The organism is Psychromonas hadalis ATCC BAA-638 (genome assembly GCF_000420245.1).
Classification (GTDB): domain Bacteria; phylum Pseudomonadota; class Gammaproteobacteria; order Enterobacterales; family Psychromonadaceae; genus Psychromonas; species Psychromonas hadalis.
The window spans coordinates 20,224-42,303 of record NZ_ATUO01000011.1; the positions used below are offsets into that span (position 1 = coordinate 20,224).

Genomic DNA, 22,080 nt, shown 5'->3' on the forward strand with positions numbered 1-22,080 from the left:
GGTAACGTATTATACGGTGAGTTTAGGCTAGATGCACTGAATGTAACGGTACCGTTATTTTAGCCACTAATTTATAGTTTCTAACTTGCTATTGGGCAAAGCGACTTAACTTTCTTTTAGTCTCAATCACCTCGTGTTATTTAAGTCGCAGTGACGTCGTTTTTCGCTATTACTGTCACTTATCACTAAAACTTAGAAACAAAGTCCGACCTATCACTGGGTACAAATTTACACACAAAAATAGCGGTGCCTACCTGCATGTGGGTTTGTTTTATCTCTGCCATCACTTTTTCGATAACCGCATCATAGTCACCAAATACTTGTGTACTCATGCCATTCGTTTCTACTTTAATGTCACTGTGCTGGTGCAGGCGTTCAATAAAATCCCAAATTGCGTCTTCATATTTTTCATCGGCAAGTGGGTAAAGGCTGATATCGAGAGAGAGTTGCATATTATTTTGCATAACGTTTCCTGTTTGATTAACGGTGAGGTCATTGTACTGCCCTGTCTATACCCATGATACTTCAAGGTGCAAAGTCAGCAAGGAAAATCGTGCCAAGGTGCTAGGCATAAAATTGAACCTTTCGAGAGATTAATAAAAACACATTAATCCTCTATCGGTATAATTAACATGAAAACGTTAATTATTTAATAGACATTCTAAGTCGATATTTTATAACAACGCAGATTGGTACGAGTTGCCTTGCCCTTCGGGGCGCAAGCTCGCCTTTTGTTAAACCATGGCAGCCCAGCGTTGCAACAATCATAAAGGGAATAACCATTCGCCCATGTTGCGTCTTGCTCTGGTTACCGAGCTTGTGCCTGACAAAGCACCTTGAGGTAACATGGGTATACAAGTAACAAAGTGACTTTACACTTAGTTAAAAAATAAATTAAATGTAAATTACACTCTTTAGGTTTGAAGTTTGAGCTATATCAAGTTATTGTTCTGCTTCCTTTGGATGTCGTTTATAAAACGATGCGTTTTTTTGCTGTTAATACAAAAATAAACGTTTGGGAACTTGGTCAAAAGCCAAGGCTGCCCCCGCAACGGTAGAGCCATTTATAGTAATATAAATGTTCAAGCCCGGATACCAAACCATTGGAAGATACTTGCACTTGATGTAAGTACCGTGGTGTTGCGGAGGGCTTCACCGGCTGGTTTTACTTTGTTAAAGTGATTTCTATAAAAAATTATCTTTATTAATGTTAACCATCTCCTCCACAACTTCGCCTGTTATCTTTTATTCAGACGGAGATTTTTCTGTGTTTCAAATTACAAAAAACAAACAATTTAAACAATTTTTTAAACCGCTATTATTAGCTTCCTGTTGTGCACTCTCTTTTTCAGCCAATGCACATTTTCAAATGCTCTATACCCCGGATCTTCTTCATGCAAAAGGGGGAGAAATAAGCTTTAAAATGCCATTTACTCATCCAGCTGCCAGTGGTCATGTGATGGCAGTGGATAAACCCCAAGCCTTTTATGTGATTAGAAAGGGTAAAAAAACCGATTTAATGCATACTATTTCAGACATTGAATGGCAAAGCTCCGTGGACAAAGGCCATGCTTATCAAGCGGATGTAAAACTACGTGGGTTGGGTGATTATGTGTTTATTGTGCAACCTTCTCCCTATTTTGAAGTACAAGAAGATATTTATATCCAACAGATCACCAAAACCATTGTTAACGTGGGTAACTTACCAACCGATTGGAATAATGATTTAGGCTTAACCGCTGAGATTGTGCCGTTAACCAAACCCTACGCAATTTATGAAGGTGGCATTTTTAGTGCCGTAGTAAAATCAAAAGGTCAACCTGTGCCCTTTGCTGCTGTTGAAGTTGAATTCATCAACTACCTACCCGATATGCAAAAAAATCATTTTGCTAAAACGCCGATCATGACACCTCCGTCAGAGATATTTGTTACGCAAACTATTTATGCAGATGCTAATGGTACGTTCCATTTTTCACTGCTGAAAGCAGGGCAGTGGGGATTTGCAGCGTTAAGCATCGGTGCGCAAAAAACCTATAAAGGTAAAGAGCTTTCACAAGATGCAGTAATTTGGGTAGAAGCGACAAAGCTTCCATAGCAAAAAAGGCCGGACTAAAGTCCCACTTCCCTTGGATGTCAGTAAATCGGAAGTGAGGCTTTAGCCTTGCGGTTTTTAATTTTTGTTCAGCCTTGTCTGTTTTACGATCACCTAAACAAGGCAGGGCTAAAGTCCCACTTCCAAGTGTAAAGTAGTTCAGTCTAATGAGCGGGTAAGCGCTGCGAACCCTTTTTTAGCCTTACGATTTTAGGAAAAGGAATATTCATGCATATTGTAGATGGCGCTTTATCCGCGCCAGTTTTAGTCAGTGGCGCAGTGTTAGCCATTGTTGGTGTTTTCATTGGCCTGAAAAAAATGGATTACGATCAGTTGCCTTTGGTCGGCGTGTTAGCGTCGGTTTTTTTCATCGCTTCTTACATCCATTTGCCATTGGGGTTTTCCAGTGTGCATCTGATCATGAATGGTTTGCTTGGCATTTTACTCGGCTGGGTTGCTTTTCCCGCTTTGTTGGTGGCATTACTATTACAAGTGGTCTTTTTTGGCTTTGGTGGCTTATTAGTTCTCGGGGTGAATACACTCAATATTGCCTTGCCTGCGGTGATTGTCTATTACCTCTGTTATCGAGGCGTACGCCATGAAAGTGCCAAGGTTGCTGCTATTTGGGGAGCAATAGGTGGTGCGAGTGCGATTGTGCTTACCTCTATTATGGTGGCCTTTTCATTGGCATTGTCGGGAGAATCTTTTGTATTAGCCGCTAAAGCGGTACTGCCTGCACATATCCCTATTATGGTGGTGGAAGCGTTTGTCTCTTATGCTGCTGTGTATTTAATTCATACGGTTAAACCAGAATTTATTACCAAGGAATCGATCTAATGAAAGTGATTTTATCACTGTTTATATTGCTTATTGTGAGCCTGAATTTATCTGCTCATAATGTCGTGGGTGGTGTTTATGTTAATGGGGCTGATATTGAGGGCGAAGCGGGATTTTCTAATGGGGCGATGGCAAAAGTGGGCACATTGGTCAAGGTGTTTGATCAATCTGGTATCCCATTAGGAGAAGTAAAAACGGATGATGAAGGATTTTTTATCTTCACCGCCAAAAAACGTATCACCCATGTTTTTGAAATTAATATGGGGGCTGGGCACACGCTTAAAATGTTACTGCCTGCTGATGAATTACCTGAGTCTTTAGGCGAGGTCATTGTCACTCAGCCTAAAACAACGGTTAAACACAGTGAAAATAGCCGTGGCCTGACATTAATGCAGTTAGAAAAAGCGATTGCTAAACAAATAAAACCACTGCGTAGAGAGATTCGCGCTTTGAAAGAGAAAGCGGGACTGCGCGATATTATTGGCGGTATTGGTTATATCTTTGGTTTGTTGGGTATGGTTGCACTGTTGCGTGAACGTAGACTAAAGCGATGTGCACAAAGTTTAAAGGTTAATACATAGTGTCAAAACTTGAACACAGTTTGACCTCGTGGTCAGGGCAAGCGTTAAAGCATCAACCGTCACTGATTGATGGCATTGATGCACGTGTACGCATTGTTTGTGCTGGGTTATTTGCCTTAGTGGTGGTTTCTAGCGTGGCGTTTTTACCTGCTTTACTGGGATTGTTGTTGGCCTTTTTTTTAGTGAAAATGGCCAAATTAAACATTAAACGTACTCTGCGCAGAGTGGTTGCGATGGACTTGTTTATGTTAACGCTTATCTGTATTTTGCCTTTTACGACCCCTGGCGATCCTATGTTTACTCTGTTTGGATTGGCGGCAAGTTGGCAAGGGTTAGCACACGCACTGCTTATTACCATCAAAGCGAATGCGGTGTTATTGGTGCTGTTTTCATTGGTGGCAACCATGAGTGCTTCCACATTGGGTCATGCGTTAGCGCACCTAAAAATGCCGAATAAGTTAGTGCATCTGTTACTGTTTATGGTGCGTTATTTAGATGTGATCAGCCTTGAGTATAAAAAGATGCGCCGCGCAATGCAGGCACGTGCCTTTGTTTTAGGTTGTGATCGCCATACGTGGCAAAGCATCGGTTATCTGTTTGGCATGCTGCTTATTCGCTCTGTTGAGCGCGCTGAACGTATTTTAGGTGCGATGAAATGTCGCGGTTTTTGCGGGCGTCTTTACCTTAATGATGAGATGAAAATAACACTCTCAGATCGCTTTTTTGGTCTGATTTTTTTCTGTTTTTTAATACTGTTAATAGGATTAAATATTGATGCCACATAGAGATGAAGCACTTATTAAAATAGAAAACTTACACTACGCTTATCCTAGGCGTGATGCAGTATTAAAAGAGATAAATTTTAGTTTATATGCCGGTGAGCGAGTGGTGATCAACGGGGATAATGGTGCAGGAAAAACCACCTTATTACACTTGATTGTGGGTCTTAAAAAAGCCAAACAGGGTGATATTATTGCATTGGGTGAGGTTTGTAAAACCGAGAAACAGTTTAATAAATTACGCGCGAAAGTGGGGTTACTGTTTCAAGATCCTGATGATCAACTGTTTTGTCCGACAGTATTAGAAGATGTGATGTTTGGGCCTCTTAATTTGGGGTTTTCTAAACAACAAGCGATTGAAAAATCTTTAGCGACCCTGAACAGTTTAGGATTGCAAGGCTTTGAATCACGCATTACCCATCAGCTTTCTGGTGGAGAAAAACGCATGGTGACCTTAGCAAGCGTATTAGTGATGGAGCCAGACGTGTTGATGTTAGACGAGCCGACTAATGCGTTAGATGAAAAAGCCAAACAGCGTTTATTACATGTTTTACAAGCACTGCCACAGGCGATGATTATTATCTCACACGATAAAGTGTTTACGGAGCAGTTGGTAACACGCAATCTCTATTTACAAAACGGTCATTTAGTCGCGTCTCAACAAAAGCGTATTGCGGTCGCATAACAGGAGAGAATAACATGGTAGATAGACACAGTGATTTTCCTTTTAGCGCCGTACAAGGGCAACCTTTATTTAAGCTCGCGCTGTTATTAGCCACGGTTAATCCGTTGATTGGTGGTGTGCTTATCTCAGGACCACGTGGTTGTGGAAAATCCACACTGGCACGTGGGCTTGCTGATTTGTTGCCGATTGAAGCAGGCATAGAAAGCGAATTTGTGACCTTGCCTCTGGGTGCAAGTGAAGAGATGCTTATTGGCACATTAGATATGGACCACCTGCTGAACAATAAAAAAATGGTTTTTAGCGCGGGGTTATTAAAAAAAGCACACGGGGGGGTTTTGTACGTGGATGAAGTAAATCTGTTACCTGATCATCTTGTTGATCAACTGCTTGATGTTGCAAGTTCAGGGGTTAATTTCATCGAACGAGATGGCATCAGTCATCGTCATGAGGCACGTTTTACTTTAATTGGTACCATGAATCCCGATGAAGGTGAACTGCGCCCACAACTGCAAGACCGTTTTGGATTAATGGTTGAACTGGACAATGTTTACACGATTGATGAGCGTATTAATATCGTTAAAACGCGTCAAGCTTTTGAAGATGATCACGCTATTTTTTGTGATAACTATCAAGTTGAACAGGTGGTCTTGCAACAACAGATTTGTGATGCACGAAAAATATTAGCTGATGTGCGCTGTGATGATCGTTGTTTAACGGAGATAGCAACGCGTTGTATGCAAGCAAATGTAGAAGGGTTACGTGCCGATATTATGATGCATCGAGCCAGTATCACCCACGCTGCTTGGTGTGGTCGCGGCGCCGTCACTTTGGATGATATCAAACAAGTTGCACCATTAGTCTTATTACATCGTCAACAAACAATACCTGAAAGTAATCCACCTAGTCCGCCAAATAGTGGTGGTTTTTCGCGTCCGCAACAGCAGGGTGATAAAAACCCTGAAGAAAGTGGTAATAACAAAAACAGTCATAATGAAAATAATAATGAACAAACGAGCAGTGGTGAATGGGGAGCGATGTCCGAGTTACAAGCTGAATCACAGCAAAGTACAGCAAGCTTAAGCGTCACATTACCTCCGTTTGATAGCGCATTGCGTTTAAATACGAGTAAAACAGGCGCTAAAAAAAGCCCTGAAAACAGCACTAAACCTGATTGGTTTTCAACACTAACCAACAGTTTAGGGCAGTGGCCTCCCACGCAGTTTGTGTTTAAGAAAAGTGCCCGTAGTGAAAAAAAATTGCATCTCATCTTACTTGATACTTCTGCATCGACATTAACCAACAGTTTGTCATCGATTGCAAAATCAGTGGTGGCAAAAATCAGTCAAAACAGTTATCTGCAACGCGATAAAATTAGCTTATTAGGTTTTGGCAATGATGTGGTTGAAACCTTTATTAACCGTGCACGTGCGCCCAAAAAGATAGAAAATCAGCTGGATAATATCGGCGCATTAGGCGGTACTCCATTGCGCTTAGCGTTAAAAACCGCGCTTAAAAATATCCAACAATTACGCCAGCAACTGCCTGATTTCCAGCTCTGTTGTTACCTTATTACCGATGGCCGATGCCGCGCTAATATTGAGGATCTAAAACTTAATATTCCCACCTTGTTAATTGATATTGAAAAAGCACAGATAAAACGGGGTCGTGGCAAAGTCTTAGCAAGCCAATTAGATGCTGGTTATTTTGCTGTGCAAGGTTAGTTAAAGGTGAGTAAAAAATGAACATGAAAAAAGTAAGTTGTCCCGCACTGTTTTTAGCTGCCCCTGCATCAGGTCAAGGAAAAACCACTATCACGGCGGCTCTCGCTCGCTATTTTACATTGCAGGGAAAAGTGGTGCGGGTATTTAAAACAGGGCCTGATTACCTTGACCCACAAATTTTAGCGCAAGCATCCGGTTTTCATGTTGAGCAATTAGATATGTGGATGGCAGGGGAGCGCTACTGTCAGAAAAAGCTTTATGAAGCGGCACTTGAAGCGGATCTTATTCTCGTTGAAGGCGCAATGGGTTTGTTTGATGGCGAGCCATCGAGTGCCGATTTGGCTGCCCGTTTTAATATTCCGATTGCTATTGTGATGGACGTAAAAGGCATGGCGCAAACGGCAGCTGCCATTGCCATTGGTCTTGCAAATTATCGTAATGATTATTGCTGTTACGGATTAATTGCTAACAATTGCAGTACCGACAGACATGCACAACTCATCAGAGAAGCATTAGCAAACAAATTACCCTTGCTCGCTTGCCTTAAAAAAGATGAAAATATCGCTCTGCCAGAGCGTCATTTAGGCTTAGTGCAAGCCAGTGAAGTGTTTGATGAGTTAGAGAATAAATTCACACTGGGTTGTGAGTGGTTAGCGCAGGGCGTCACACGTGCAGATGCAAATAGCCCACTGTTAACACTGCCAGATCCTGTTGATTTTTATGATGCTGAATTAGCAACTGTGATGCCTTTATTAACAGGAAAAACCATTGCCATTGCCCGTGATAAAGCCTTTAGTTTTATCTATCAAGCGAACATACGTCTGCTTGAACAGATGGGCGCAACACTGCGCTATTTTTCACCGCTGAGTGATAAACAGCTGCCAGAGGCCGATGCTTTGTGGTTGCCCGGTGGTTATCCGGAATTATATGCGTTGCAGTTAGCAAAAAACCAAACACTGCAAACAGAGATAAAACAGTTTTATGCAGCCCATAAACCTATTTTGGCAGAGTGTGGTGGTTTTTTATATTGTTTAAATGAGCTGATAGATTTAGACAATGATCATCATCAGATGCTCGGTTTACTTGATGGCGTTGGCAGTATGTCAGGGAAACGTGGCTGTCAGGGCATGCAAAAAGCGATATTGCCAGAAGGTGATATTCACGGACATGCACATCATCGTTCACGCGCTATTATGCAGATGGATGCGATGGGTTATGGGCAACGTCAGCGTCATCCTGCACCGGGTGAGCCGATTTACCGTGATAAAAAACTCACTGGCAGTTATTTGCATCTGTTTTTTCCCTCCAATCCCACTTTGATTGCTGAGCTGTTTACAGGGCAGTTGCAAGCGATTGATCATGATAAATTAAGTGCTTGGCAAGAAAAGGCGAAAACAAACTAATTATGTGGCCCGAATCGAGCGAAAACAGTCAACCATTACGCAATGGGTTAACCACAGGAAGCTGTGCAACGGCATGTTGCGTGGCGGCGGTGCGTGCGTTATTGGCCAATAAACAACCTCAAACGGTTGAAATAACTTTGCCTCGGGGCGAAAAAGTAGATCTTAATATCGTTGATTATCAGCACATTGAAGATGGTATTCGCACCGCTATTATCAAAGATGCAGGAGATGATCCGGATGCAACACATGGTGCAACCATCTTTGTAGAGTTACGTTTAACCAAGCAAAAGGGCATTAACTTTAAAGCGGCACAAGGCGTGGGTACGGTCACTCGGGATGGATTGGTATTAGCGATTGGTGAGCCAGCAATTAACCCCGTGCCACGCAAAATGATAACCGATCATCTTAACCATTATGCGTTTACTTATCAGTACCAAGGTGGCTTTGAGGTATCGGTGGGTGTGGAAAATGGCGAGTTGATTGCCAAACATACCATGAATGGCCGTTTAGGCATTATCGGTGGACTGTCTATTTTAGGCACAACGGGCATCGTGCGTCCTTACTCTTGTTCCGCTTATATCGCCTCTATTCATCAAGGTATTGATGTGGCGCGCGCCAATGGTATTACCCATATTAGCGCTTCTACGGGTATTGCCAGTGAACGTGCCATTAAAGATTTTTATCAGATGAATGAGATCGCACAGATTGAGATGGGCGATTTTGTCGGTGCGATGCTTAAATATCTGCGTCGCCCTAAAGATGAAAATCAGATTAAAAAATTGAGCATCAGTGCTGGGTTTGGCAAGCTCACCAAGTTGGCCAATGGTCATCTGGATCTTAATAGTCGCCAGTCTAGTATTGATTTTAAACAGCTTGCCAAGATTGCAAAATCATTAGGTGCAAGTGAACAGTTACAAGATGAGATTGTGCATGCTAATACCAGTATTGAAGTGCTTAATAAAACCCAACTAGCAGGGCTAGATATCGCCACCATCATCTGTATTGATGCGTTAAAAGTGGCAAAAAATATCGTTCATCCCAGTATCGAAATCGAAGTATGGGCGGTAGATAGAAAAGGGCTATTTGTGGCAAATAGCAGAGGAGATCCTGTTTACACACGAGGAAAAGAGATGAAAATATTAGTCATCGGTGGTACGGCAGATGGTCGTCATCTGGCAACACAACTGTTTGAATTAGGTTTTGATACCACCTACAGCATTGCAGGTATTGTGCGCAAAGCAAAATTACCTTGCCCTGTGGTCAGTGGCGGCTTTAGCCAATTTGGTGGATTAGCGCAATACGTTACCGATAACCAGATAACCCATCTTGTGGATGTAACACATCCTTTTGCAATAAAAATGAGCAATAAAATTGCCTTAGTAAGTAAACAACTATCAATTCCTTCAATACGTTTTCATCGTTTAGCATGGCAAAAAACAGCGCGCGATCATTGGACTGAGGTGGAGCATTGGTCTGAACTTATTAAAAAAGTCGAGCAACATCAATCGTTGTTTATTACCGCAGGGCAGATAACCCAACCCGTGATAGATGCGTTAGCCTCGCAATCCACACGGTTATTATTGCGCACTGCCATGCCCGTTAAAATTGACCTGCCCAGTAACGTGACATGGATAAAAGCGATTGGCCCATTTCAGTTGGAAAATGAAAAAAGCTTAATTAAGCAATATCAGATAGATGCCATTATCAGCAAAAATAGCGGCGGTGATTCGACCTACGCAAAAATTGAGGCTGCAGCTGAATTAGCAATTGCTGTTTATCAATTTAAACGCCCTGAATTGCAGGCAACAACTTATCAGTTTGATGAGATGTCACAGTGTGTGGATTTATTACAAAGGATGCAGAAACAGATGCGAGAAAGCGATGAAATTTAGCTATATCCATGATCCTAAAAAAATTGAGCGTGAAAGTTTTCGCCAGATTCGCGCGTTAACCAAACTTGATCACCTGTCACTTGAAGCGCAACAAGTGGTGATGCGCATTGTACACAGTGTCGGTTTTCCCGCTATTGCTGAGCAAGTTCATTTTAGTGCTAACGCGTGTTCGTCTGGCATTGAAGCGCTTATGTCAGGCGCGCCAATTTTATGCGATGTTGAGATGGTGAAGCAAGGCATTACTAAACGTATGATCAAAACCTCGCCGCTGTGTTTTCTTAATCATCAAGGTGTGGCAGAGCGCGCTAAACAGACGGGTGAAACGCGCACAATGGCCGCCTTACAATCTTGGTTGCCTCATCTTGCGGGCAGTATTGTGGTGATTGGCAATGCACCCACTGCACTGTTTCGATTATTGGAAATGATAAGTCAAGGCGCACCAAAACCTGCGTTGATTATTGGCATGCCTGTGGGGTTTGTTGGTGCGGCGGAATCTAAACAAGCCCTTTGGGAATATCATAAAACAATGGGCATTGAGTGTATTACCTTACTCGGGCGTGAGGGTGGCAGTGCGGTTTCTAGTGCAACGTGTAATGCGTTACTGCGCTGTATAAATAGTGAGATCTACTGATGAAAATAAGTGTCATAGGATTGGGTGTTGCCGAAAATGCCTCATTAACCGTGCAAGCGTTACAGGCACTACAAAATGCGGATTTAGTGATTGGCTCTGCACGTCAACTGTTAACATTAGATGCTATTTTAACCGCTCAAAAAGCAGCCTTGTTACCTAAACTCACGCAGCTTAAAACATTAATAAAAAGCGCAGAAAATGTGGTTGTTTTAGGATCGGGCGATCCCCTTTATTATGGCATTGGCAGTTGGTTAACAAAGCAATTTACCGATATCAGTATTGCCTTTTTTCCTGCGCTTTCAAGCATTACTCAAGCTTGTCATTGTCTTGCAATAGCACAACAAGATGTGAAAGTTGTGAGTTTACATGGTCGTCCACTGCTCAAATTGAAAGTCTGCTTAAAAGCCCAGCAAACGCTGTTGATACTGACGGATAAACACAGTCAGCCACAACAGCTGGCAGCACTCTGCTTAGAAACGGGGTTTACAGAGGCAAAAATTACCGTTTGTGAACGCCTTGGTTATGCAGAGCAAAAACTATCAACCTTTAACGTGAATGAGCTGATAAACAACAGAATCACCTTTGATACCTTGCATGTTAGCTTTCTGTTTTGTGGAAAAAATAGCGGTTATCTGCCTGAGTTTGCAGGCATTAAAGACAGCTATTTTGAAACCGGTGAATTAGGTGAAAAAGGGCTGATCAGCAAACGAGAGGTGCGTTTGGCTATTTTGTCTCTGTTACAACTTCAAAAAGAGGATCTGCTTTGGGATATCGGTGCAGGTTGTGGCGCCGTTTCCGTAGAGCTGGCTTATTGGCAACCACAAGCAACGGTTTATGCCATTGAACATCATCAAGCGCGTTTTGATTGTTTGTTACAAAACCAACAAAAATTTGGTGTGCTGAGCAACTTAAAACCCATTTTAGGGCGCGCGCCTGCGGTGCTCAGTCAATTACCGCAAGCCAATAAAATATTTATTGGTGGCAGTGATGGCGAGTTAGCTAATTTACTTTCTTCATTATGGGGAAACCTTGCAGAGGGTGGTCAAATAGTGGCCTCTGCGGTGATGGAAAAGAGTAAATCACAACTGTTAGATTTCTATCAGCAACGATTAGAGCTGGGTGATTGTGACTTAGAAACATTGCAGATTGCCATCAATAAAGGGTCAAGCCTTGCGCGACAACTGATCTATCGACCTGCATTGCCGGTGAGCCTATTTAGTTTTATTAAAAGAGAGAAAAAATGAACGCTTTATTTACCGGTGTCGGCGTTGGCCCGGGCGATCCTGAACTGTTAACGTTAAAAGCCTACCGCGCCATTCAAGATGCGGATGTCATTTGTTATTTAGAAAATGAATCGGGTCAATCGCAAGCGTTGGATATCGCCATTGAAGCGTTGGAAAACTCGATAAAAAAACAGCAACATTTAGGCATCCGTTTTAGCATGTCACGCACTCGAGTTGCGGCCAATGAAGCTTATGACAAAGCGATGTTGGAAATTGAAGATTTTCTTAAACGAGATAAAAAAGTGGTGTTTCTGTGTGAAGGTGATCCGCTGTTTTTTGGATCATTCACCTATCTTCTTGAGCGTTTACCGAGTTGCTATCCATCACAAGTGATTCCGGGCATTCCTGCTTTTATTGCTGCCACGGCAGAACTCCAGTTACCGTTGACTGTTTTAAAACAATCTTTTGCAGTAGTAACAGGCCGTCATAGTGATGAAAAAATCAAAGTTGCACTGCTCAGTCATGATGCGATCGTTATTATGAAAGCGGGTATTGAAAGACCACGTTTATTGGCACTGTTAAAAGAAACAGATCGCTTTGAGGATGCAAATTATCTTGAATATATCAGCCGTGAAAATCAAAAAATAGTCACTGATCTGAGCCTGCTTGAAGATGAAGTCGGTCCCTACTTTTCACTGTTTATTGTTACCCGAAAAAAAATAGATACTCGTCAGGGGGTCAGTAGATGATCCGCATTATCTGTTTAACAGAGGTGGGGTTGCTGTTAGCGAAGCGTTTACAAAATAGCTTAGCGAATAGCGAAATCTGTTTTAAACCCACTCCCTTTACCACTCAAGTGCAGCGCTATTTTGAGCAGGGTGATCGGCTCATTTTTATCTGTGCAACAGGCATTGTGATACGTAGTTTAGCGCCAGTTCTCAAAAATAAACACAGCGACCCTGCGGTACTGGTGCTAGATGAATTAGGTCAGTTTGTTATCCCATTGCTTTCAGGTCATGAGGGTGGGGCAAATGAATTTGCTAAACAGGTGAGTGAATTTTTGAATAATCAATTGGTGATAACCACAGCAAACTCTTATTTAAAGCCTGTTTACGTGCTGGGAATGGGCTGTGAGCGAGGCTGTCCAGAGGCCGTTTTACAACACTTGCTCGATGAATGCTTGCACAAAGCAGGGCTGACTATTAACGATATTAGCGCGATTTGCAGTATCGATATTAAAGATGATGAATTGGGACTTATCTCATTGGCGAGCAATTTAGAAAAACCTTATCTCACTTTTAATAAACAGCAGTTAGCAGAGATGGAAGATAGGTTATCGACCAAATCGGATTACATCTTTAAAACCGTCGGCGTGTATGGCGTTGCAGAGTCTGCTGCCCTCTATCAAGCAGAGCAGATAACCCATAATGGCAGTGAATTATTATTAAACAAACATAAAAACAAGCAGGCGACGTGTGCAATTGCCCGAAGCTACAAATAATCACTTGAGTCGTCGTAATTTAAGCATATTACGGCGTTGAAAAATGCTCATTTAGGCAAGCTAAACTGCGCTTTTTCGCCTTGTACTAAGCGTAAATAACTTAGCCTCAAGCAATTATTTCAAATGAAATTAAAAGATTAATAGGAACAATATGAGTAGTAAAAAACAACTTTTTGTGGTCGGCATGGGGCCAGGCGATGCGGATTTAGTGACACCCAAAGCACTAAAAGCGGTACAGAAGAGTAGCGATTTAGTGGCTTATGGCTTGTATTTAGACCTACTTGGTAGCCCTTGTGATAACAAAGTACATCATGATTTACCACTAGGTGAAGAGATAGCGCGGGCGCGTTTAGCCTTGGATTTAGCCGCCAGCGGTAAAACCACCGCGCTTATATCAAGCGGTGATATCGGTATCTATGCGATGGCGACCTTGGTTTTTGAACTGCTCGACAGACAGTTACAAGGACTTGAAAATCACCCTGAATGGTTGGATGTTGATATTGAAGTTATTGCGGGCATCTCCGCGATGCAAGCGGGTGCAAGTCGAGTGGGGGCGATGTTAGGCCATGATTTTTGTACCGTGAGTTTGTCGGATTTATTAACGCCGTGGGAAACTATCAACAAACGTATTCACAGCGCAGGTGAGGGAGATTTTGTGATCTCTTTTTATAACCCTGTTTCAAAAAAACGTGATTGGCAACTCAACCATGCACGGGATGTATTACTGCAATATCGTCCTGCCTCTACGCCGGTTTTATTAGGTCGTCAACTTACCCGCGAAGATGAATCAATTCGTATTATCCGCCTTGATGAATTGGATGCAAAAGATGTTGATATGTTTACCTTAGTGAGTGTCGGTAACAGTGAGTCACGCCATATTATCAACGGCAACAAACACTGGGTATACACCCCGCGTGGTTATAAGAAAAAACTATAAACAGGGCAGGACTAAAGTCCCGCTTCCGAATAATGTTTTTATGGAAGTGAGGCGTTAGCCAGTGTTTTGGAGGTGAGGCTTTAGCCTTGCGTGTTTTGACTTTGACTTTAAATATGGAAAATTTATGACCGTTTATTTTATTGGGGCTGGGCCGGGTGATCCTGAATTGATGACCCTCAAAGGGGCGCGTTTATTGAAACAATGTCCTGTGGTGTTATATGCCGGATCGCTCATTCCTCGTGCATTATTGCAAGAGGTTGAAGAGAGTGCAGAGCTGATTGTTGATACCGCGAAAATCAATCTTGATGAGATGGAAGCTTATTTTGTAGAGGCGCATAAAGCGGGCAAAGATGTTGCACGTTTGCAGTGTGGTGATCCCGCATTATATGGCGCAATCGCAGAGCAGATCCGTCGTCTTGAAAAACATGGGATTGATTACCAAGTGATCCCTGGGGTTAGCGCCGTGGCTGCATCAGCGGCTTATTTAGGCAAAGAGTTAACGCTTTCAGGGGTTTCTCAAACGGTTATTATGACCCGTTATGAGGGGAAAACACCTTTTCCTGAACGTGAGCGTTTGCCACAATTGGCACAAAGTGGTGCAACACTGGCTATCCACTTAGGTGTTAGCAAAATTCGCAAAATCGTTGCGGAGCTGATTCCCCATTACGGTGAAGATTGCCCTGTTGCGGTGTGTTACCGCACCTCATGGCCAGACCAAGATAAAGTGATAGGCACGTTAGCTGATATTAGCGAAAAAGTAGAAGCGAAGGGTTTTAAATTGACGGCACTGATTTTAGTGGGGCATGTTTTAGACTCTGATCATTTTCAAGACTCTTACCTTTATCAAAAAGATAAACCCAATATTTTTCGTCGTCGTAAAAATACACTTTCACTTGATCAATTAGAGGCTCAAAATGTCAGCAAATAGTATGTTATTAAACAAGATCCCAACCACCGTTGTTACCGGTTTCCTTGGCAGTGGTAAAACGACTTTACTTGCCAATCTGTTAAAGAAGGCCAAAGGTAAACGCATTGCGGTGATCATGAATGAGTTTGGTGAACTGGACATTGACTCTGAACTATTACGCAGTTGCCCCTTTGGTGATGATAGCGATTGTGAAGATGAATCTGCGGTGTTGGTTGGCGGTGAAGACGGTATCTATGAACTGGCAAACGGTTGTATCTGCTGCACGGTGGAAGAAGAGTTTTTACCGGTGATGAAAAAACTGATTGAGCGCCGTGACCAAATCGATCATATCTTAATTGAAACATCAGGGCTTGCGCTACCGAAACCACTGGTGCAAGCGTTTAACTGGCCGGGTATTAAAGAGTATTGCACCGTGGATGCGGTGATCACTGTGGTCGATGGCGTGGCAATTGCAGCTGGACGCTTTGCCGCTGACGAAGAGAAAGTAAAAGCGCAACGCGCTGCAGATGAAAGTTTAGATCACGATCCTAGCTTGCAAGAGTTATTAGACGATCAGCTAAATTCGGCGGATTTAGTGGTGGTGAGTAAGAGCGATTTACTCAGTGAAGATGAAAAAATGAGGGTTAACAAGGTGATAGAAAAACGTTTACCAAACAGTGTTAAAATAGCTTATGTTAATCATGGTGATGTGCCACTGGAAGTCTTGATTGGCATTAATGCCCAATCTGAAAAAGGCATTGATGCGATTCATAATCATCATGATCACCACCATGTTCACGGTGCACACCACGATCATGCCCATGATCATTTCGATTCTGTTGTGATCAGTATTGGCACTGTCGATAGCGACAAACTAACGCAGTGTGTTGAGCAATTGCTGCGTGAATTTAACCTCTTTCGTATCAAAGGTTTCGCCTCGATTAAAAACAAACCGATGCGCCAAGTATTGCAAGCGGTAGGTAAACGTTTAGAAACGCATTTTGACCGTTTATGGGCAGCAGATGAAACCCCTAAAACAGAGTTGGTCTTGATTGGTAAACATCTTGATGAAAAAGCCATTATAACCATTTTAAAAAACGCAGAGGTGTAACTTTTCATGCATCTATTAGCAGCACAGCCAGGCGGGTTTGTTGAACAGGAAGGTATCGTTGATTTAGCGCAATCGCCCGCACCTTTAGTCGTTTTTAGTGCTGCCGATAGTCAATTAACGGCACTTGTTTCGGGTTACAAAATTGCTTGCCAAGAAACTAAATTGGTTGAAACACGGTTAGTCAATTGGACGAATTTACTTAAACCCGCCGCCTTTGATCTCTATGAAGATAAAGTCTTGCAACAAGCTAAAGTGGTGGTGGTGTCGTTATTAGGTGGCAAGGCTTACTGGTCTTATGGTGTTGAACGCTTAATAAAATGGTCACAAGCACAACCTGATCGCACCCTTATTTTAGTGCCGGGCGATGATCATGTTGATCCTGAGCTGATTGAACTTTCAACGGTTTCTGAGCAAATTCAACATTGTGTTTGGTCTTATCTGCGTGGAGGCGGTATAACTAATAGCGCGCAACTTTTTGCTTTTTTAAATCAGCATTTTTTTGATGCTAACGTGGGTTACCTTAATGCACAGTTTTTAGCCGTTGCGCAGTTTTATAATGAGCAACATATTGAGTGGCAAGCAGGACAAGATGTGGTGGCGCTGATTTTTTATCGCAGTCATCTGCAATCAGCAAACTGCGTGATGTTTGATCAGTTAATCGCCCTTATTGCAGAGAGTGGCTTAAATCCGTTACCGATTGTGATTAGCTCCTTAAAAGATCAACAAGCGTTAACCATCGTTAACCAACTGTTGTTAAAACACCATTGTCGGCTGATTTTAAATTGCACTGGGTTTGCTTCAAACAAAGTTGATAGCCCCGATTTAAGTTCACAACCGAACCATTTCAAGCGTCTATTTAGTGTTGATGTTCCTATTTTGCAACTGGTACTTTCCAGTAGTACCTTGCAAGATTGGCAGACCTATAAACAGGGATTACGTAGCCGTGATATCGCGATGCAGGTGGTATTGCCTGAGATGGATGGAAAGATATTAACCCGCGCGATTAGTTTTAAAAGCGAAGCGTTTTATGATGACAAAACAGAGATTGCCTTGGTGCAATATCAGCTTCATGTTGAGCGTGCTTTGTTTGTCATTGAACTGGCGAAAAAATATATTCAGTTATCTAATAAAGCCAATAAAGATAAACGTATTGCACTGATTCTCGCCAATTATCCCACTAAAGATGGGCGTATTGGTAATGGCGTGGGATTAGATACACCCAACTCCACGATCAACATTCTTAATAAATTAAAAGCCGCCGATTATCCTGTTGTTGCTGTGCCAGAAAATGGCAATGCGTTGATTGAGCAACTGTTGCAATCGGTGACCAATAACCCCAATACTTTACATCATCTTCCTTGTTGGCAGAGTTTATCCTTAGCAGATTATAAAAAAGCATTTTCAGCACTGCCAGAAGTCAGTCAAAGTGCGATCATAAAACGTTGGGGTGAGCCCGAAGAGGATATTAAATGCCGTCAGGGGCGATTAATGATCGCGGGAATTCGTTTGGGTGAAACCTTTGTGGGTATTCAACCTGCGCGCGGTTTTAATATTGATTTACTGGCTAATTATCACGATCCTGATCTGGTGCCACCGCATAATTATTTAGCCTTCTATTTTTGGTTACGTTTTACCTATCAAGTCGATGCCATCATGCATGTTGGCAAACATGGCAATTTAGAGTGGTTACCCGGTAAAGGGTTAGCACTTTCTAGTGAATGTTGGCCTGATGCGGTATTGGGTCCAATGCCTCATTTTTATCCGTTTATTGTTAACGACCCCGGTGAAGGTGCGCAGGCGAAAAGACGCAGTCAAGCGGTGATCATTGATCACTTAATGCCACCCATGACCCGCGCTGAAACCTATGGTGAATTAGCGGAGCTTGAGGGGCTGGTGGATGAATATTATCAAGCACTCGGATTAGATAAACGCCGTGAAGAGTGGTTGCGTAAACAGATAGTAGAAAAAGTACAAAGCACTCATGTTTTAGATGAACTTAATGAGATTGCACGTAACGATGATAACCAACTGCTTGAACAGTTAGATACCTATTTATGTGATATTAAAGAGGCGCAAATTCGCCACGGTTTACATATTTTAGGGCAGTTACCTGCGCCACATAAAGTCGCTAATACCTTAGTGGCACTGCTACGTTTGCCGCGCGGTGAAGGGGCGATAAACCAAGGCATTTTAGATGTTTTAGTCAGTGACTTTAAACTGCAAAATTTTGACCCTTTATGTGCCACTGTTTCCCCATGGTTAGGCAACAAACCCGCGGTGTTAAAAAATATCACGACAACCCTGTGGCGCACATCGGCGGATACACGCGAACGATTAGAGTTGTTAGCGCTGCATTGGATGCAATATTACCTCATTGAAAAACAGGATTTAGCGGGTTTAAAGGATTATCCCGCCACTCAAGCACTGTTTATTTATGCCAAAAATACCATTCAAAAAGCGTTGCAACAGAGTGTCAAAAATGAACTTAATGCCATTATTGAGGGACTTGATGGCAAGTTTATAGAAGCAGGACCAAGCGGTGCGCCAACACGTGGGCGTTTAGATACACTGCCGACGGGGCGTAACTTTTATTCTGTTGATAACCGCGCGATCCCCTCTAAAGCCGCTTGGGCTTTAGGGGAAATATCAGCGCAAGCATTGATTCATCGCCATCTGCAAGAGCAGGGTGACTACCCCAAACAGTTAGGTTTATCGGTATGGGGGACGGCCACCATGCGCACAGGAGGAGATGATATTGCACAAGCATTTGCATTAATGGGCATCAAACCTATTTGGGCGCAGGGCAGTAATCGTGTGATTGATTTTGAAATTATTTCCTGTTTGTTATTAGGTCGCCCAAGAGTCGATGTGACGTTACGCGTTTCAGGCTTTTTCCGTGATGCGTTTCCGAATGTCATGGCGTTGTTTGATGCTGCTGTGGTCGCTATCAGTGAGCTTGATGAACCGGGCAATGGCAATATTATCAAGCAAAATATTGCGCAACGACAAGCACAGTTGATAGCCGATGGAATGCCAATTAGCGAAGCTAAACGCCAAGCGAGTTACCGTGTGTTTGGATCAAAACCCGGGGCTTATGGTGCAGGATTACAAGGGTTAATTGACGAGCGTTGTTGGGAGCAAAAAAGTGATTTAGCCGAGGCTTACCTTAATTGGGGCGGTTATGCCTATGGCAACAGTACACAAGATGGCGTACAAGCCAAAAATGCTTTTTTACATCAGCTCAGTCATATCGACGTGGTGGTGCAAAATCAAGACAATCGTGAACATGACTTGCTTGATTCTGATGATTATTATCAGTTTCAAGGTGGCATGAGTAATGCAGCCCAAGTTTATTCTGGCAAAGCGCCCACCATTTATCATAGCGACCACAGTAACCCCAGCAAACCGATTATTCGCACGTTAAAAGAGGAGTTGAATCGGGTTATTCGTTCTCGTGTTTTAAATCCTAAATGGATAGAAGCGATGCGTGAACATGGTTACAAAGGGGCATTTGAAATGGGGGCTACGGTAGACTACCTGTTTGCTTATGATGCCACGACCGATCTGATTGCCGATTATCAATATCAGCAGGTCACCGATACCCTGTTATTAGAGGCAAGCAATAAACAGTTTTTACAGGATAATAATCCACAAGTATTGGAAGAGATGGCGGAGCGGTTAATGGAAGCGATACAACGTGGTTTATGGCAAGACGCGGGGGATTATCAGCAAAAATTACAAGATATTCTGTTGGAATGTGATGAGCTACAAGAGAGAAAATAGATGAAAAGTAAACATAGTTACAGCAACGTTGAAAAGGATGCGCTATATCGCGTGATTGCAGAGCGTCGTGATATGCGTCATTTTGTCAATGCGCCATTAGAAAAGGGCTTATTAGCGCGTTTATTAACTGTTGCGAATCAAGCGCCCAGTGTCGGGTTAATGCAACCGTGGCGATTTATTCGTATCACTGATCAGGATTTAAAAATCGCCATTAAAGAGAGGGTGGAAACAGAGCGTAAACTCACTGCTGATCTGCTTGATAGCCGTAAAAGTGAGTTTTTAAAACTCAAAGTTGAGGGGATTTTAGAGTGTGCAGAACTGTTAGTGGTTGCGCTACCTGATGGACGAGAAAAACACCTTTTTGGACGTCGCACTATGCCCGATATGGACTTAGCCTCGGTTTCCTGTGCGATTCAAAATATGTGGTTAGCAGCACGTGCAGAAGGTATCGGTTTGGGGTGGGTCTCACTGTTTGATCCAAAGCAGTTGGCAACCCTGTTAAATATGCCAGAAGATAGCCGTCCCATTGCTATTTTATGTATTGGTCATGTTGAAAAATTCTATGAAAAACCGATGCTGGTGGAACAAAATTGGATTAAACCGATTGAAGTTGAACAGTTTCTGTTTGAGAACAGTTGGCCTAAAAAAAATCATTCATAAAAAATAAGATGAAATAGGGGTCAAGACTTCAGTCTTGTGCTTTTTTTAGATCATTTAAAAGAGAAAATTAAATGTTAGAGAGTAAAAAAGGGATCATGATTTGTGGTCATGGTAGTCGCGATAAAGATGCAGAAGTCGAGTTTTCATTAGTGGCAGCGGGGCTTAAAAAACGCTTTCCTGAGCTAGCAATTGAATATGGTTTTTTAGAGTATTCTGCGCCTAATATTCACATGGGCTTAAATCGCCTTATTGAGCAGGGTGTCAATCATATCTACGCAGTGCCGGGTATGCTATTTGCCGCCACTCATGCTAAAAATGATATCCCGTCAGTGTTAACTACTTTTGAAGAAAAAAATGCAGGCTTAAAAGTAACCTACGGGAAAGAGTTAGGATTACAACAAGCGATGATTGAAGCGTTTCAAACACGTATTTATGAATCATTAGGGTTAGATGCAACGAATTCACCCGATGAATTGTACGATACTATGTTGGTGGTCGTTGGCCGGGGTACGTCAGACAGTGAAGCCAATGCAGAAGCGGCTAAACTGACGCGCATTGTCAGCGAAAACATGGGATTTGGTTGGGCTGATACCGTGTATTCGGGGGTGACTTATCCTTCGGTGGGTATTGGTCTTGAAAAGCTACTAAAGCTTGGTTACAAACGCATTGTGGTTGCACCCTATTTTCTTTTCACAGGACGTTTAATTAAACGTATTTACGCTTATATTGATAAAGTTGCCACAGAAAACCCAAGTGTAGAATTTATCAAAACACCTTACCTACGTGACCATGAAAAAGTGATTGATGCGTTTGAGTTTCGTGTGCGTGAAATCATGGAAGATAAAATAAGCATTGAAGAGGATTTAATGAGTACCTTTAAACGCCGTTTAGCCGCGGGTGAGATAGATGTTCATCATCATCATGCTGAATATCAAGATCCTGAGGTTCACACGCATACTCACAGTCATGATGATCACGAACATGAGCACAGTCATTGCCACGATGAGAGTCATCAACATTCACATGAAAATAGTCACTCACATGATCATCATCACGGTGAAAGCCATAGCCACGGTATCTACAAACATATCAGTCACCCATTAGGGCCAAGAACCATGATAGGTGAGGGGATCTGTCACTGTTTCATGAGCCAATTCCCACAATCGCTACTTGATGAAGAGAGCGAACGCATCAAAAATGGCGTACAAGGTGAAGCGTTAGCGCATAAAGATTAATAAATACTATTCATTTTTATCGGAGCAGGGACTTCAGCTTCGCCTAAGTAACCAAGCAGGACTAAAGCTACTTTATTCGGACGTGATGCTTCGCCTTGGTAA

19 protein-coding genes and 1 riboswitch are annotated in these 22,080 nt (G+C 42.6%); of the genes, 18 read left to right on the plus strand and 1 reads right to left on the minus strand.

All coding sequences use genetic code 11. The features are described from left to right. Window positions 1–185: 185 nt before the first annotated feature. Complete coding sequence (locus G322_RS0102680; protein ID WP_022940271.1) at window positions 186–464, minus strand: YkoF family thiamine/hydroxymethylpyrimidine-binding protein; 279 nt, start codon at window positions 462–464, stop codon at window positions 186–188. A 501-nt stretch (window positions 465–965) separates the two neighbouring features. Next, window positions 966–1,118: riboswitch (cobalamin riboswitch) on the plus strand. A gap of 149 nt (window positions 1,119–1,267) precedes the next feature. On the opposite strand from G322_RS0102680, the gene G322_RS0102685 reads away from it, so the two are divergent. The 18 genes from G322_RS0102685 (at window position 1,268) to G322_RS0102770 (ending at window position 21,978) form a co-directional block, all read left to right on the plus strand. Further along, window positions 1,268–2,095 carry a DUF4198 domain-containing protein gene (locus tag G322_RS0102685; protein WP_022940272.1) on the plus strand — a complete coding sequence of 276 codons (828 nt, stop codon included), beginning with the start codon at window positions 1,268–1,270 and terminating at the stop codon, window positions 2,093–2,095. Window positions 2,096–2,320: 225 nt separating this feature from the next. After that, window positions 2,321–2,929 carry a cobalt transporter CbiM gene (gene cbiM, locus G322_RS0102690; RefSeq protein ID WP_022940273.1) on the plus strand — a complete coding sequence of 203 codons (609 nt, stop codon included), beginning with the start codon at window positions 2,321–2,323 and terminating at the stop codon, window positions 2,927–2,929. Next, window positions 2,929–3,510, plus strand: coding sequence for a hypothetical protein (locus tag G322_RS0102695; RefSeq protein WP_022940274.1), 582 nt, complete (start codon window positions 2,929–2,931; stop codon window positions 3,508–3,510). The genes cbiM and G322_RS0102695 overlap by 1 nt, the downstream gene beginning before the upstream one ends. Beyond that, on the plus strand, window positions 3,510–4,295 hold the full coding sequence (gene cbiQ, locus G322_RS0102700) for a cobalt ECF transporter T component CbiQ (RefSeq protein WP_022940275.1): 786 nt from the start codon (window positions 3,510–3,512) through the stop codon (window positions 4,293–4,295). The genes G322_RS0102695 and cbiQ overlap by 1 nt, the downstream gene beginning before the upstream one ends. After that, window positions 4,285–4,974: an energy-coupling factor ABC transporter ATP-binding protein gene (locus G322_RS19780; protein ID WP_022940276.1), complete on the plus strand. Its 690-nt coding sequence runs from the start codon at window positions 4,285–4,287 to the stop codon at window positions 4,972–4,974. Before cbiQ ends, G322_RS19780 begins: the two co-directional genes overlap by 11 nt. A 14-nt stretch (window positions 4,975–4,988) precedes the next feature. Then, on the plus strand, window positions 4,989–6,695 hold the full coding sequence (locus G322_RS0102710; protein ID WP_022940277.1) for an AAA family ATPase: 1,707 nt from the start codon (window positions 4,989–4,991) through the stop codon (window positions 6,693–6,695). 17 nt (window positions 6,696–6,712) lie between these two features. Beyond that, the gene (locus G322_RS19785) at window positions 6,713–8,098 is read left to right on the plus strand and encodes a cobyrinic acid a,c-diamide synthase CobB (RefSeq protein WP_022940278.1); all 1,386 of its coding nucleotides are present in this window, start codon (window positions 6,713–6,715) and stop codon (window positions 8,096–8,098) included. A gap of 2 nt (window positions 8,099–8,100) precedes the next feature. After that, window positions 8,101–9,990 carry a cobalt-precorrin-5B (C(1))-methyltransferase gene (locus G322_RS22575; protein ID WP_022940279.1) on the plus strand — a complete coding sequence of 630 codons (1,890 nt, stop codon included), beginning with the start codon at window positions 8,101–8,103 and terminating at the stop codon, window positions 9,988–9,990. Beyond that, window positions 9,980–10,621 carry a precorrin-8X methylmutase gene (locus tag G322_RS0102725; RefSeq protein ID WP_022940280.1) on the plus strand — a complete coding sequence of 214 codons (642 nt, stop codon included), beginning with the start codon at window positions 9,980–9,982 and terminating at the stop codon, window positions 10,619–10,621. Before G322_RS22575 ends, G322_RS0102725 begins: the two co-directional genes overlap by 11 nt. After that, entirely contained in the window at window positions 10,621–11,865 is a 1,245-nt protein-coding gene (locus tag G322_RS0102730; RefSeq protein ID WP_022940281.1) for a bifunctional cobalt-precorrin-7 (C(5))-methyltransferase/cobalt-precorrin-6B (C(15))-methyltransferase, read from the plus strand. Before G322_RS0102725 ends, G322_RS0102730 begins: the two co-directional genes overlap by 1 nt. Continuing rightward, on the plus strand, window positions 11,862–12,593 hold the full coding sequence (cobI, locus tag G322_RS19795; RefSeq protein WP_022940282.1) for a precorrin-2 C(20)-methyltransferase: 732 nt from the start codon (window positions 11,862–11,864) through the stop codon (window positions 12,591–12,593). Before G322_RS0102730 ends, cobI begins: the two co-directional genes overlap by 4 nt. Next, window positions 12,590–13,345 carry a cobalt-precorrin 5A hydrolase gene (locus tag G322_RS0102740; protein WP_022940283.1) on the plus strand — a complete coding sequence of 252 codons (756 nt, stop codon included), beginning with the start codon at window positions 12,590–12,592 and terminating at the stop codon, window positions 13,343–13,345. Before cobI ends, G322_RS0102740 begins: the two co-directional genes overlap by 4 nt. A gap of 151 nt (window positions 13,346–13,496) precedes the next feature. Then, window positions 13,497–14,282, plus strand: coding sequence for a precorrin-3B C(17)-methyltransferase (gene cobJ / locus G322_RS0102745; RefSeq protein ID WP_022940284.1), 786 nt, complete (start codon window positions 13,497–13,499; stop codon window positions 14,280–14,282). A gap of 124 nt (window positions 14,283–14,406) precedes the next feature. Then, window positions 14,407–15,210 carry a precorrin-4 C(11)-methyltransferase gene (cobM, locus tag G322_RS0102750; protein WP_022940285.1) on the plus strand — a complete coding sequence of 268 codons (804 nt, stop codon included), beginning with the start codon at window positions 14,407–14,409 and terminating at the stop codon, window positions 15,208–15,210. Beyond that, complete coding sequence (cobW, locus tag G322_RS0102755; protein ID WP_022940286.1) at window positions 15,197–16,300, plus strand: cobalamin biosynthesis protein CobW; 1,104 nt, start codon at window positions 15,197–15,199, stop codon at window positions 16,298–16,300. The genes cobM and cobW overlap by 14 nt, the downstream gene beginning before the upstream one ends. A gap of 6 nt (window positions 16,301–16,306) precedes the next feature. Further along, the gene (cobN, locus tag G322_RS0102760) at window positions 16,307–20,083 is read left to right on the plus strand and encodes a cobaltochelatase subunit CobN (protein WP_022940287.1); all 3,777 of its coding nucleotides are present in this window, start codon (window positions 16,307–16,309) and stop codon (window positions 20,081–20,083) included. Next, window positions 20,084–20,743 (plus strand): 5,6-dimethylbenzimidazole synthase, encoded by a 660-nt coding sequence (bluB, locus tag G322_RS0102765; protein WP_022940288.1) that lies wholly within the window; start codon window positions 20,084–20,086, stop codon window positions 20,741–20,743. It begins immediately after the preceding gene. A 71-nt stretch (window positions 20,744–20,814) separates the two neighbouring features. Next, window positions 20,815–21,978, plus strand: a complete 1,164-nt coding sequence (locus tag G322_RS0102770) for a sirohydrochlorin chelatase (protein WP_022940289.1) — start codon at window positions 20,815–20,817, stop codon at window positions 21,976–21,978. Window positions 21,979–22,080 lie beyond the last annotated feature (102 nt).